This is a genomic window from Acinetobacter dispersus (genome assembly GCF_009884975.1).
Taxonomy (GTDB): Bacteria; Pseudomonadota; Gammaproteobacteria; order Pseudomonadales; family Moraxellaceae; genus Acinetobacter; species Acinetobacter dispersus.
Window position 1 is genome coordinate 1,668,117 of record NZ_CP041970.1, and the last position, 12,252, is coordinate 1,680,368.

At 40.5% G+C, this 12,252-nt stretch carries 14 protein-coding genes; 8 read left to right on the top strand and 6 right to left on the bottom strand.

What is annotated here, in order from left to right; translation table 11 throughout:
- Positions 1-344 precede the first annotated feature (344 nt).
- The 7 genes from rpsF (at position 345) to FPL17_RS07715 (ending at position 5,135) form a co-directional block, all read left to right on the top strand.
- Positions 345-728, top strand: coding sequence for a 30S ribosomal protein S6 (gene rpsF, locus FPL17_RS07685; protein WP_004806006.1), 384 nt, complete (start codon positions 345-347; stop codon positions 726-728).
- An 11-nt stretch (positions 729-739) separates the two neighbouring features.
- Positions 740-967, top strand: a complete 228-nt coding sequence (rpsR, locus tag FPL17_RS07690; protein WP_000090661.1) for a 30S ribosomal protein S18 — start codon at positions 740-742, stop codon at positions 965-967.
- A 12-nt stretch (positions 968-979) separates the two neighbouring features.
- Positions 980-1,426 (top strand): 50S ribosomal protein L9, encoded by a 447-nt coding sequence (rplI, locus tag FPL17_RS07695; RefSeq protein ID WP_005152015.1) that lies wholly within the window; start codon positions 980-982, stop codon positions 1,424-1,426.
- A gap of 116 nt (positions 1,427-1,542) precedes the next feature.
- Positions 1,543-1,842, top strand: coding sequence for a TM2 domain-containing protein (locus FPL17_RS07700; protein WP_005189766.1), 300 nt, complete (start codon positions 1,543-1,545; stop codon positions 1,840-1,842).
- Between the two features lie 184 nt (positions 1,843-2,026).
- Positions 2,027-3,472 (top strand): replicative DNA helicase, encoded by a 1,446-nt coding sequence (gene dnaB, locus FPL17_RS07705; RefSeq protein WP_004806002.1) that lies wholly within the window; start codon positions 2,027-2,029, stop codon positions 3,470-3,472.
- Between the two features lie 57 nt (positions 3,473-3,529).
- Positions 3,530-4,603: an alanine racemase gene (alr, locus tag FPL17_RS07710; RefSeq protein ID WP_159884316.1), complete on the top strand. Its 1,074-nt coding sequence runs from the start codon at positions 3,530-3,532 to the stop codon at positions 4,601-4,603.
- 61 nt (positions 4,604-4,664) lie between these two features.
- Complete coding sequence (locus tag FPL17_RS07715) at positions 4,665-5,135, top strand: DoxX family protein (protein ID WP_159884318.1); 471 nt, start codon at positions 4,665-4,667, stop codon at positions 5,133-5,135.
- 53 nt (positions 5,136-5,188) lie between these two features.
- Here the strand turns inward: FPL17_RS07715 and FPL17_RS07720 are convergent, their stop codons facing one another.
- The 4 genes from FPL17_RS07720 to FPL17_RS07735 all read right to left on the bottom strand — a co-directional run bounded on the left by FPL17_RS07720 (position 5,189) and on the right by FPL17_RS07735 (position 8,941).
- Entirely contained in the window at positions 5,189-5,923 is a 735-nt protein-coding gene (locus FPL17_RS07720) for a proteasome-type protease (protein ID WP_005189775.1), read from the bottom strand.
- Positions 5,924-5,939: 16 nt separating this feature from the next.
- On the bottom strand, positions 5,940-6,719 hold the full coding sequence (locus FPL17_RS07725; RefSeq protein ID WP_005204722.1) for a transglutaminase family protein: 780 nt from the start codon (positions 6,717-6,719) through the stop codon (positions 5,940-5,942).
- Positions 6,716-7,318, bottom strand: coding sequence for an alpha-E domain-containing protein (locus FPL17_RS07730; RefSeq protein WP_159884320.1), 603 nt, complete (start codon positions 7,316-7,318; stop codon positions 6,716-6,718). Before FPL17_RS07730 ends, FPL17_RS07725 begins: the two co-directional genes overlap by 4 nt.
- Positions 7,319-7,390: 72 nt before the next feature.
- Complete coding sequence (locus FPL17_RS07735) at positions 7,391-8,941, bottom strand: circularly permuted type 2 ATP-grasp protein (protein WP_151715748.1); 1,551 nt, start codon at positions 8,939-8,941, stop codon at positions 7,391-7,393.
- Positions 8,942-9,153: 212 nt separating this feature from the next.
- Here FPL17_RS07735 and FPL17_RS18935 point away from each other — a divergent pair, with 212 nt between their 5' ends.
- Positions 9,154-10,164: a helix-turn-helix transcriptional regulator gene (locus tag FPL17_RS18935; RefSeq protein ID WP_159884322.1), complete on the top strand. Its 1,011-nt coding sequence runs from the start codon at positions 9,154-9,156 to the stop codon at positions 10,162-10,164.
- 325 nt (positions 10,165-10,489) lie between these two features.
- Here the strand turns inward: FPL17_RS18935 and FPL17_RS07745 are convergent, their stop codons facing one another.
- Both FPL17_RS07745 and FPL17_RS07750 read right to left on the bottom strand, forming a co-directional pair.
- Positions 10,490-10,810 (bottom strand): putative quinol monooxygenase, encoded by a 321-nt coding sequence (locus FPL17_RS07745; RefSeq protein WP_159884324.1) that lies wholly within the window; start codon positions 10,808-10,810, stop codon positions 10,490-10,492.
- A gap of 76 nt (positions 10,811-10,886) precedes the next feature.
- A complete protein-coding gene (locus tag FPL17_RS07750; protein ID WP_004805984.1) occupies positions 10,887-12,206 on the bottom strand; it encodes an adenylosuccinate synthase in 1,320 nt (439 codons plus the stop codon).
- Between the last annotated feature and the right edge of the window lie 46 nt (positions 12,207-12,252).

The following is a 12,252-nucleotide window of genomic DNA, read 5'->3' on the forward strand; positions in this document are numbered from 1 at the left end:
TGATTCTGATAATAAACAGTAATGGTAAATCCTCTTCACGCCAATCGACGATCATTAAGGTTTGTAAATGTCACCTTGATATTGCTCAAAAGTATCTGAATATGCCTCCTCTGTATTCGACTGCAAAATCGACTCAATCAAGGCCACCGTTTTTATAAATTGTGGTTCCATTTTTATTACCTATTTTTATTTAAAAAATATATCGCAAAGACTATGGCAAATTTGCTTTATAGCGTCAATTTGCATATAATCCCCGCTTCGCAATTTGCGACATAACTTTTTAGTTATGACTCCTTGCTTCTAATTTTTTAATTAGGGGCTGCTTAAACCGTAAGGAGCTGACAATGCGTCACTACGAAATCGTACTATTGGTACATCCAGACCAAAGCGATCAAGTTGTAGGTATGGTTGAACGCTATATCTCTCAGATCAAAGAAGCTGAAGGTCAAATTCACCGTTTAGAAGATTGGGGCCGCCGCCAATTGGCTTACCCGATTAACAAAATTCACAAAGCACACTACATTCTTATGAATGTGGAATGTGGTCAAACGACTCTTGATGAGTTAGAAGAATTGTTCCGTTATAACGATGCAATTATTCGTAACATCATTATCCGTCGTGAAAACGCAATTACTGAAGAATCTTTGCTTGCTAAAAGTGCTGAAGAAAAACGTGCGCGTAAAGCTCAACGTGAAGAAGCACAACAAGCAGTTCCAGAAGCTGAATAAGGAGAACCTCAATGGCACGTTTTTACCGTCGTCGCAAGTTCTGCCGCTTTACAGCTGAGAATGTTGCGTACATCGACTACAAAGATATCGACACTTTAAAACAGTACATCACTGAAAACGGCAAGATTGTTCCTAGCCGTATTACAGGTACTAAAGCTCGTTATCAACGTCAATTAGCGTTAGCTATTAAACAAGCTCGCTATTTGTCTTTGATTCCGTACACTGACAACCATAAGTAAGTGAGGTGAGCTGTGGACGTTATCTTATTACAACGCATTAAGAATCTTGGTAAATTAGGCGATAAAGTATCAGTTAAAGCTGGTTATGGTCGTAACTTTTTGATTCCTCAAGGTAAAGCAGTAGCTGCAACTGAAGCTAACACTTCAGCTTTTGAAGCTCGTCGTGCTGAACTTGAGAAACAAGAAGCTGACATCTTAGCTGCTGCAACTGCACGTGCTGAACAATTGAACGAAGTTAACATCGTAATCACTGCGAAAGCTGGTGACGAAGGTAAACTTTTCGGTTCAATCGGTACTCGTGACATCGCTGACGCTTTAACTCATGCTGGTCTTACTGTAGACCGTGCAGAAGTTCGTTTACCAAACGGTGCGCTTCGTCACACTGGTGAATTCAACATCGCAATCCAATTGCATCATGATGTTGTTGCTGAAGTTCTCGTTACTATCGTATCTGAGTAATTTCTGCAAAGAAAAAGAGCATGTTTTACATGCTCTTTTTTTTATCTCTAAAAAAATACAAAAAAAAATCTAATTAAGTTTTAAATTTTATAATTTTCATCTCTATAGGATCACGTATGCAAAAGAAAAATCGTATCATCGCTTTGGTGCTTGCTATGTTTTTAGGATTCTTTGGCGTAGACCGTTTCTATCTCGGTAAAAAAACCAGCGGTATTTTAAAATTGATTACTTTTGGCGGTTTAGGCTTTTGGTGGTTTATCGATACCACCCTACTCCTGCTTGATGCTTTCCTCTATTCTTTAGGAAAAGACAATGGCTTTGTTAAAGATGCCCAAAAGAATAACCTTCGCTACGGCCTTTCAGCTTATCGCTTAAAAAATGGAAAATTTGTACAGGACTGGTTTGTAAAACCTTAAAACAAGGTCTTTTCATCTCAATTAATACATAAGCACCATAGTACTAAATGCAATAGCAGAAGTGACTATCTATTATGCTATTGCATCACTTTCACAATTTTCACTGAATTAAATTGTGCCGATGACCTCCATTTGGATTAAGATAGTCATTCGGTTTTGTTTCATCTTTTTATTAGGTCTTGTTATGTCACAGGCGAATGCCAATTTTACAAAAAATTCTCCAAACACAGAGAGTAAAGTGAGTGACTCAGGTCAACTAAAAGAATTTCGCACTCCACCTCATAATCTTGCAATTGAGCAAGCAGTATTGGCAGCGTTAATGACAGTTGCTGAATCATTTGAACAAGTCAGCGACTTGCTTAAAGAAAATGATTTTTATGCGACACGTCACAAATATATTTATCGTGCCATCGAAAAACTGGCACAAGAAAACTCACCGTATGATGCTGTTTTGGTGAATGACTGGTTGCTTAAACAAAACCTGTTAGATGCCATTGGTGGTGAAGAATATCTGATGCAATTGATGGCAGACTCTCCATCAAGCTTTTACAACCTTGAAATTTATGCAAATAAAATCAAGGAATTCTCAACTCTGCGTAACATGATCAAGATCAGCAGTGATATTTTACAAAATGCCTATGACACCAAAGGTCGTCCAGTCAGTGAAATTCTTGATTTAGCAGAAACTAGTATTTTCTCTTTAGCAGAACAGCACAATAACAATAAAAAAGATTCAGGTCCTAAATCAATCAGCTCAGTGACCGCAGATGTGATTACCAAGCTAGATGAACTGTCTAAATTAGATGGCAACATTACTGGTTTAACCACAGGCTTCTTAGAGCTTGATAATAAAACATCAGGGATGCAAGCCGGAGATTTGATTATTGTTGCAGCACGTCCATCGATGGGTAAAACTACGTTCGCTATGAACTTGGTCGAAAGTGTACTGCAATATAACCGCCTACCTGCACTCGTATTCTCGATGGAAATGCCAGCAGACTCGATTGCCATGCGTTTGATCTCTGCTATGGGTAAAGTCCATCAGGGCCATCTACGTTCAGGTAATCTCGATGCAGACGAATGGACCAAAGTCACTGGGACCATTCTTCAGCTACAAGAAATGCATCTCTATATCGATGACTCATCTGCCCTGCCACCAACTGAACTTCGTGCACGCGCACGTCGTGTGGCTAAAATGCATGATGGTAAAATCGGCTGCATCATGGTCGACTACTTACAGCTCATGAAAGTTCCAGGCATGGGCGATAACCGTGTCGGCGAGATCTCGGAAATTTCGCGAAGCTTAAAAGCTTTGGCCAAAGAAATGCAATGTCCTGTAATTGCACTGTCTCAGCTTAACCGTAGTTTGGAGAACCGACCAAACAAACGCCCAGTAATGTCAGACTTGCGTGAATCGGGTGCGATCGAGCAGGATGCCGACTTGATCATGTTTATTTACCGTGATGAAGTCTACAACAAAGAATCTAAAGAAGCTGGTACTGCTGAAATCATTATCGGTAAGCAACGTAACGGTCCAATTGGTAGTGTACGTCTCGCATTTGAAGGTCAATATACGCGTTTTAGTAATCTCTCGCCTGAGTTTTATGCTCAGTATGAAGATGACGAATAACATTCAAACTATTTCTATTTTATATACAATCCAAGTCGACCCAAAGGAGAACTCAGGGTGCGCCAAGCAACAGTTTATATTGACAGTGAAGCACTGCGATATAATTTAAACCGTGTTAAACAACTTGCTCCACATTCAAAAATCGTCAGTATGGTCAAAGCCAATGCTTATGGACATGGAGTCAAAAACTGTTTAGCCGCCTTAGAGGCCACGGATGCTTTTGGTGTCGCCTGTTTAGAAGAAGCTTTGGAGATCAGGCAACTTGGATACACTCAGCCGATTACACTGATTGAAGGTGTGTTTGCTGAAGATGAGATGCAACAGGTCATCGAACACAAGCTTGAATGCATCGTGCATCACAACCAACAAGTTGAATGGTTGATTCAACATAAAGCTACTTATAATGCGTTGGGTTTAAAGGTTTGGGTAAAACTAAATAGCGGTATGAATCGTCTGGGTTTTAAAGTCGATGAAATCATTGACGTGATTCAACGCTTAAAAGCCGAAGGTTTTACCTGTGTGCTTGCCATGCATTTTGCCAATGCTGACGTAGACCATCCCTTAAATGAGCAGCAGAAACAACAATTCTTACAGGTGAAACAAGCCTGTGAACCGATCTTGGTATCTTGCTGTAATTCTGCTGCGATTTATAAATACCCTGAACTGCATTTTGATTTTGTTCGTCCCGGTATCATGCTTTACGGCGCTTCACCCTTCGCGGATCGCAATGTACATGAACTCGATCTAAAGCCTGTCATGACATTTAGTGCCGAAATTATTGCCCTCAATCAGATTCAACAAGGTGAATTTGTCGGTTATGGCTCGACCTACTCAGCGTCATGTACGTCACAGATTGCCATTGTTTCGATTGGCTATGGCGATGGTTATCCACGCGCTTATGTGAAGCAAAACTTTGTTGCCATCGATCAACAACTTGTTCCTGTGGTCGGCCGTGTCAGCATGGATATGATCGCCATTGATATCAGCAATGTTAAAGCAGAAATCGGCACAAAAGTTGAGCTTTGGGGTCAATCTCGCTTAGTCGATGATGTTGCTGCTGCCAATGGAACCATTGGCTATGAGTTACTTTGCCGCCTCACTCAACGACCTGTGCGACAACTGGGTAACTAAACCATACTTGATCAACTTTTGGGTTTTATCTCTAATACAGTTTTAACCATTTACATCCAACATGTTAAAACTGATTTACGATAATCAGCTGTATAAAATGCCGATCCAGCAATTCGTGCTCTTTTTGATCCGAATTTCGATCGGCATTTTTTTCTTTACTACAGGCATCAACAAACTTTTCATCGAAAAAAATAAACTGATTATGTTGGAAACAATCATTGATGCAGGCATTCCATTTCCAGCAATCATGAGTACTTTTGTTTCAGCGACTGAAATGCTTGCAGGTTTATTTCTGATTTTAGGATTATTGACTCAGATCAGTAGTATTTTCTTGTTTATGATTTGCCTGACAGCACTATACACGGTTGGGATTCATACGATTCCAAGCGGCTTAGATCCGATAAGCTGGTTGAGTTGGTTCTTCTATGTACACGACCTATTGTATATGTTCATTCTGGCGATACTGATTACATCTCGGCCAAGCATACTGTCGCTCGATCGTATTCTAAGCAAAAATATAACAACATCTTAGGAAGATTCTACCTCAAAAGGATCTATACATGCTTTTGAGGGAATTCGCGGAAGTTATAAACCATAGTCCGCTGTTGGCTTGGGTAACTCTTGTAAACCACGACGTAAGGTCTCAGACCACTGTCGACTAATCTGAGTAAAGTAAGGATCATCCTCACCAATCCGCTTACCTTCTGGAATTTTAAAACTATCTTTATGGTAAACCAGTGCATCTAAAGGCAAGCCCACTGAAACATTCGAGCGCAAAGTCGAATCAAAAGAAATGAGTGAACAGCGCAGTGCATCATCCAAAGGCATATCGTAGTGTAAAGCACGATCTAAAATAGGTTTTCCGTACTTGCTTTCACCAATTTGGAAATACGGTGTATCAGTCGTTGCACAAATAAAGTTCCCTTGTGGGTAAACATTATAAAGCTGCATCTCCTCGCCTTGAATTTGCCCACCGACCAAGATGCTACACGAATAATTCATCTGTTCTTGAGTATCACTGGTAATATCCTCAAGCACTTTGCGTAAGGTTTTTCCTACCAATTCAGCCACTTCAAACATGGTATTGGCACTATACAAATTCGGCTCTTGATGCAAAGCCAAGGCATTTTGCAAATGCCCGATCACGGCTTGTGTCGTCGCCAAATTACCTGCTGTTTGCAAAGCAATAAAACGTTCACCTTCAACACCAAAGGTATGCAACTTACGAAATACAGAAATATGATCGACCCCTGCATTGGTTCGGGTATCACTAATCAATACCAAACCTTGCTCTAATCTTAATGCGCAACAATAGGTCATCTTTCTCTCTTTACATTCAACACGCCAAAACCTGCACCACAGACATCATACTCTCTACCCCACCTTGCTCACGAATACCACGAACAGGTGCCACATCTAAATAATCACGTCCAACTGCAACGTATATATGGTTTTGGGGTGTAAATATCTGATTACTTACATCGAAACAATACCACTCATTATCCACAAAAACCTCTGCCCATGCATGACTGGCGAGGTGTGGCTGATTTTCATCGTAGATATAGCCCGAAACGTAACGTGCAGGTAATTGTAATGCACGACACATGGCAATTAATATATGTGCGTGGTCTTGGCACACTCCTTGACCCGCATAAAAGGCATCAATAGCTGAGGTCGTAACCGAGGTGCTTTCAGGTTGATATGGAACTTGTTGTAAGATTTTTTCTGATAAAACAATCAAATGGTGGCGGTCTTTTACAGTAACAATCGAATGCGCAAAATCCGTCATGGTCAGGTCACAGCAGGTCATTGCCGTGCGTTGTAAAAACAGTAATGCTGAAACATCTGTCTCAAAATAACCCAACTCAGTCGCATGCAAATCCACTACACCCTGTGCCATGATGGTTAAATAACGATAATCATGGCGTTGCGTTGCGGTAATCCATAGGTTATTAAACGCATCACGTTGACACGAATACTGTCCTGGCACGCTGATATGCCAATTCTCTACACTCTGATGCCGTGAACTTTGTGGCATCATTTTGATGGATTGGACACTGTTCCGCGCAATCTCAGTGTATTGATAATGCGTTTGGTGATTCACCATAAGTTTCATGAGGATGCCTCAAATTGATTTTCCAATTTATAGGTAAATGCATAAAACTGATTTAAATATGGCTGTTCTTTTAATGTCTCCCAACACGGTTGTAAGTCTTGCCATCCCAAATGATATAACCGCTCAATGGTTGGATCAATCGCATCAAAGACAGCATGTGTATTGTGTTGAAACCGAAAATAGGTATCAATTTGCTCAATACATTGCCCAATATGAAAAAATAGAAAAATATCTTCTTGCTCAGCTTTCAGAATCTCACAACAGCTATGTACCACATCCTGAATGGCCAATCCATCTGCTGCCACATTTTTGATCAGATAATTAAGTTCTGCATACGCCTGTGCGGTTAATAATCCCCTCAACTCCTGAATATTGTCCCGCGCAATCTCAAGCTGACTCAATAAAGAATAAGGCTGCTGACGATCTAACATAAATTGATTCAAGTTTTCTGCATTATCAATATGTAAACAAAGTGCCTGTGCAAATTCTGATGCCTGATAATTATCATCAAAAGGTAAATGTCCTGCCACATGACCAATACGGAATAAATAACGTCCTAACCAATAAATATGTTGAGCGCTTGAGCTAAGTAAAAGCATAAATTTCCTCCCTTTTCTTAATATTCAGTCACACAGCCCGCGTTGTTATCATCTTCGGGCTGTGGATATGGTTCAGGAACGTAAGGTTTCAACCACCCATGTATCTTTAATTCCACCACCTTGAGAAGAGTTCACCACGAGAGAGCCTGCTTGCATGGCAACACGTGTTAAGCCACCCGGCACAATTTCAGTTCGATAAGGTGAGCTGAGTACAAAAGGTCTTAAATCAATATGTCGCTCAGCAACGCCTTCTGCTGTCATTGTTGGAGCGACTGAAAGAGCTAAAGTTGGTTGTGCAATGTATAAATGTGGCGTCTCAATCAGTTTCTGTCTAAAGCAATCGATCTGTTGTTGATCTGCTTGAGGACCAATCAACATGCCATAACCACCTGAGCCTTGTGCTTCTTTCACCACTAATTTTTCTAAATTACAGAGCACATAATCCAGCTGTTCCGCCTCTCGACATTGATAAGTTGGCACATTATTTAAAATAGGTACTTCACCTAAATAAAACTGAATCATCTGATCGACATATGGATAAATCGATTTGTCATCTGCCACCCCTGTTCCTGGTGCATTGGCAATCACAACATTATGCTGTAGATAAGCAGACATCAGTCCAGGCACACCCAAAGTGCTGTCAGGTCTAAAACTAAGAGGATCTAGGAATTCATCATCAACACGGCGATAGATAACGTCTACCTGTTGGCGACCACGAATAGTTTTGACGAAAACCTTATCATCTTCTACATACAGATCTCGACTGGTCACCAGTGGTACATCCATTTCACGCGCTAGAAATGAATGTTCATAATAGGCACTGTTAAAACGCCCAGGTGTTAGCACCACAATTAATGGCTGATCGACATAAGCATTTTCTTCGAGGATCGCCCTTAACAAACTTGGATATTGCTCAATCCCCTGTAAATTATTACTGCTACACAGATCTGGCATCAATTTCTGACTGATTTTGCGACTTTCCAGCATATAAGATACACCTGATGGTGTGCGTAGGTTATCTTCCAATACAAAGAAATCGCCTTGCCCGTCACGGATGATATCGATGCCACTAATTTGTGAATAAACCTTGCCTTTCAACTGGTGCTTTAGCATATGCGGCTGAAATGCTTCGTGCGCAATCACTTGTTCTGCGGGAATCAAACCTTCTTTTAAAATATGCTGTCCATGATAAATATCATCTAGAAATAAATTTAATGCTTTGACTCGTTGTGCACAGCCCGTCGCGATCTTTTCCCATTGCTTCTTTTCAATCACACGCGGTATCAAATCGTAAGGAATGGTACGCTCAGCACCCTCCTGATCACCATAAACATTAAAAGTAATACCTTGATATAAGAAATGCTGTTTTGCTTGTGCTTCTAGAATTTTTAAATCGTCAAGACTACGAATACTCAACCATTGCTCAATTTTTTTGGACGCTTCACCGTTAAAACTTTTGTCATCTAACATTTCATTGAAAAATTGTGATTTAAGTTGCTCAAATAAATTGGTGGTCACATTGAGCTGCGAAATAAATGTAGAGGTATCAACGGACGCCGCTGGATTGGGTTCTGGTGCGTAATAATCTGTGCTGATATGTAGGTTGTGTTCTTGTTCTGACATAGAAACCTCGTCTCATCATTTATTTATATCTAAAGGAAGCAATTTCAATGCCACTTATACAAAATGATCAATTTTCAACCAGACTTAGAATATTTAAGCAAAACTAGGGTCATTTCAGTCGTAAATACGTAATCTAGATAGGATGGACTTGATAATTAAGTATAGTTTTTTTATTGTGTCAGCTTTAGACCATTGAATTACGTATTTCGCTTATGTCATCCATACAAGAAAAAGAAACATCCAATAGCCTTTATCGCCAATGGCAAATCTTATCCCGCCTTTCTACTGGGAAATGGATGGGCACACGCGAATTACAAGAAATATTAGAACGCGAAGGCATTGATATCAGTCTGCGTACCATTCAGCGTGATTTAAATCAAATTGCTCAGCGTTTCCCAATCGAGAGTAATAAAACCGTACCACAAGGCTGGCGTTGGCGTTCAGACGCACCAATTCAAAGCTTGCCCCACATGACCAGCTCGCAAGCAGTTACGTTTATGATGGTCGAAGAGCATTTACGTCACTTACTTCCACCAAGCTTATTAGAAGAAATGACACCTTGGTTTGATCTGGCTAAACGTAGCCTATCGACACAAAATAATGTTCGACAATGGATCAACCGTGTTCGTATTGTACCGGCGACACAACCCTTGATTCCGCCTGTTGTCGACAAACATGCACAACAAGCGATTTATGAAGGTTTATTACAAGACAAACAGATCGAATGTATTTATCGCGCCCGTACCCATCAAGGCGAAGATAAGACCTATATCCTCAATCCGCTGGCTTTGGTTCAAAAAGGTGCAGTGATTTATTTAATCTGTACCCGAAATGATAAAACTGAAGTACAAACCTTCGCCTTGCACCGCTTTAAAGCAGCAACGGTATTGGAAAGTCGCGCCTTACATCCTGTGAACTTTGAAATTGATAATTATATTGAATCAGGTGCATTGGGTTTCCGTGTTGACTACAGCAAGCCAACCGAACAAATTCATTTAAAACTGACCATGACCGAGAGTACAGCCAAGAGTTTCTACGAAAGCCAGCTGAGTAAGGATCAAATCATCCAACATCTAGAAGAAAACATTGTCGAAGTCTCTGCAACTGTTCCATTTACCTCACAACTGGTGTGGTGGCTCAGAAGTTTTGGTAAGAAAATGCTGAATATTGAACCCGCTGCCGTTTATAACGCAGTGAGAGAGATTGAAGAGCAAGCCCAATAAAAAAGAGAACCTTTCGGTTCTCTTCGATTTTTTATAAATTTTATTATCAAACACTCAGTATTATTTTTATTCTTTAAATGTTCAAACCAACCTCTCTCCCCGCCTTGATCAAAATTGGTTTGTACCTTTTTAAGCGCTTAGATTTAAATTAACATCGGCACGCTAATTCATAGCCATTGTAGCGGATTCTCTTTTTAGTCATGGTTAAACCCTCTTTGTTTGAACGTAGAATCACTATAACGAGGATTTTTTAGACTGTGAAATAACAAAGATTGGAATCAAAATCTAATTTTTTGCTATCGCTGATCTTTGCGTCAAAATCAACTTATTCATCTTCTTTTTTATCAGATAATAAAACTTCGAAGCGATACAGATGCGTAAAACGCCCAGCCTGTATTTGATATTGATCAACCTGAGGCACTAATTTTTGGAAATGCTCCGACTGTACATGTAAATCCAGTGCTTCACGATCAACCCATTCTTCGATAAAAACAAAATGCCCTTTTTGTTTATGGTCATGATAAAGATCATAGGCAATACATCCAGCCTCAGCTTTAGTTTTCTCAACAAGTTCTTGATACAACGGCAACACCATATCGATATGTTCTGGTTGAATAAAATCTTCAGCAATCAGTTTTAAGGTCATTTAACACGCTCTCCCTAAATATTTCCCATAAAAAAAGCTCTCAAATTCATGAGAGCTTTTTTGTCATCGATTCAGCTTATGCTGAAAATGGATGACGCAATACGATTGTTTCTGCACGGTCAGGACCTGTTGAAACGATATCAATTGGGCAACCAATTAAAGTTTCAATACGACGTACATAGGCCAATGCATTTGCAGGAAGTTGATCAATTTGAGTCAAACCAACAGTAGACTCGCTCCAACCCGGCATGGTTTCATAGATCGGTTTCAAGCTTTCAAATGAAATCGCATCAGAAGAACCTGCACAGCCAGAATCTACATCTTCATAACCGACACAGATTTTTACTTCTTCTAAACCATCTAATACATCAAGCTTAGTTAGGCAAATACCAGATAATGAGTTCACGTCAACCGAACGACGTAAAATCTCAGCATCGAACCAACCACAACGACGTTGACGGCCAGTAGACGCACCAAACTCATGACCAACTGTACCTAAGTGACGACCAATCGCATCACCTGTATCTGTTGCCGCATCGTAATGCAACTCAGTTGGGAACGGGCCTGCACCTACACGTGTTGTATATGCTTTGGTAATACCCAATACATAGTCTAAATGCAATGGGCCCATACCTGAACCAGAGCTTACGCCACCAGCAGTAGTATTCGAGCTGGTTACGAATGGATAAGTACCATGATCGATGTCAAGCAATGAACCTTGCGCACCTTCGAACATGATTGCCTTACCTTCTTTGCGGTAATTATGTAATACAGTCGTTACATCAATCACTAATGGAGCAAGAACTTCGCGCCATGCATCACAAAGAGCAAGTACATCTTCAAACTTAACTTCTTCAACGCCATAGAATTGAGAAAGTTGGAAGTTGTGAAGCTCAAGCATTTCCTTGAGTTTTTCTTCAAGTAAAGCACCGCCACGAATCAAATCTGCTACGCGTACAGCACGACGTGCAACTTTGTCTTCGTAAGCTGGGCCAATACCGCGACCAGTTGTACCAATTTTCGCGTTACCACGTTTTTTCTCACGTGCTTGGTCAAGCGCGATGTGGTTTGGCAAAATAAGTGGACAGTTTGGAGAAATACGTAAACGCTCTTTAACAGGTACGCCTTCTTGTTCCAAAATCGCCATTTCTTTAATCAAGGCTTCAGGAGAAAGAACAACACCATTCCCGATTAAGCACAATACGTTTTCACGTAAAATACCTGATGGAATGAGGTGTAATACAGTCTTCTTACCACCTACCACAAGCGTATGGCCTGCGTTGTGTCCGCCTTGATAGCGAACTACCGCAGCCGCTTGATCTGTGAGCAGGTCGACGATTTTACCTTTTCCTTCGTCGCCCCATTGGGTACCAAGTACCACAACATTTTTGCCCATAATAGCCTCATTACATCATGCTGTTAAAATTGGAAACCAAGTCTTA

What these genes read in the sequence shown, in the direction of transcription:
- rpsF (WP_004806006.1), top strand. Translation starts at nt 345, where the DNA reads ATGCGTCACTACGAAATCGTACTATTGGTACATCCAGACCAAAGCGAT.
- rpsR (WP_000090661.1), top strand. Translation starts at nt 740, where the DNA reads ATGGCACGTTTTTACCGTCGTCGCAAGTTCTGCCGCTTTACAGCTGAG.
- FPL17_RS07700 (WP_005189766.1), top strand. Translation starts at nt 1,543, where the DNA reads ATGCAAAAGAAAAATCGTATCATCGCTTTGGTGCTTGCTATGTTTTTA.
- dnaB (WP_004806002.1), top strand. Translation starts at nt 2,027, where the DNA reads ATGTCACAGGCGAATGCCAATTTTACAAAAAATTCTCCAAACACAGAG.
- FPL17_RS07715 (WP_159884318.1), top strand. Translation starts at nt 4,665, where the DNA reads ATGTTAAAACTGATTTACGATAATCAGCTGTATAAAATGCCGATCCAG.
- FPL17_RS07720 (WP_005189775.1), bottom strand. Translation starts at nt 5,923, where the DNA reads ATGACCTATTGTTGCGCATTAAGATTAGAGCAAGGTTTGGTATTGATT.
- FPL17_RS07725 (WP_005204722.1), bottom strand. Translation starts at nt 6,719, where the DNA reads ATGAAACTTATGGTGAATCACCAAACGCATTATCAATACACTGAGATT.
- FPL17_RS07730 (WP_159884320.1), bottom strand. Translation starts at nt 7,318, where the DNA reads ATGCTTTTACTTAGCTCAAGCGCTCAACATATTTATTGGTTAGGACGT.
- FPL17_RS07735 (WP_151715748.1), bottom strand. Translation starts at nt 8,941, where the DNA reads ATGTCAGAACAAGAACACAACCTACATATCAGCACAGATTATTACGCA.
- FPL17_RS18935 (WP_159884322.1), top strand. Translation starts at nt 9,154, where the DNA reads ATGTCATCCATACAAGAAAAAGAAACATCCAATAGCCTTTATCGCCAA.
- FPL17_RS07745 (WP_159884324.1), bottom strand. Translation starts at nt 10,810, where the DNA reads ATGACCTTAAAACTGATTGCTGAAGATTTTATTCAACCAGAACATATC.
- FPL17_RS07750 (WP_004805984.1), bottom strand. Translation starts at nt 12,206, where the DNA reads ATGGGCAAAAATGTTGTGGTACTTGGTACCCAATGGGGCGACGAAGGA.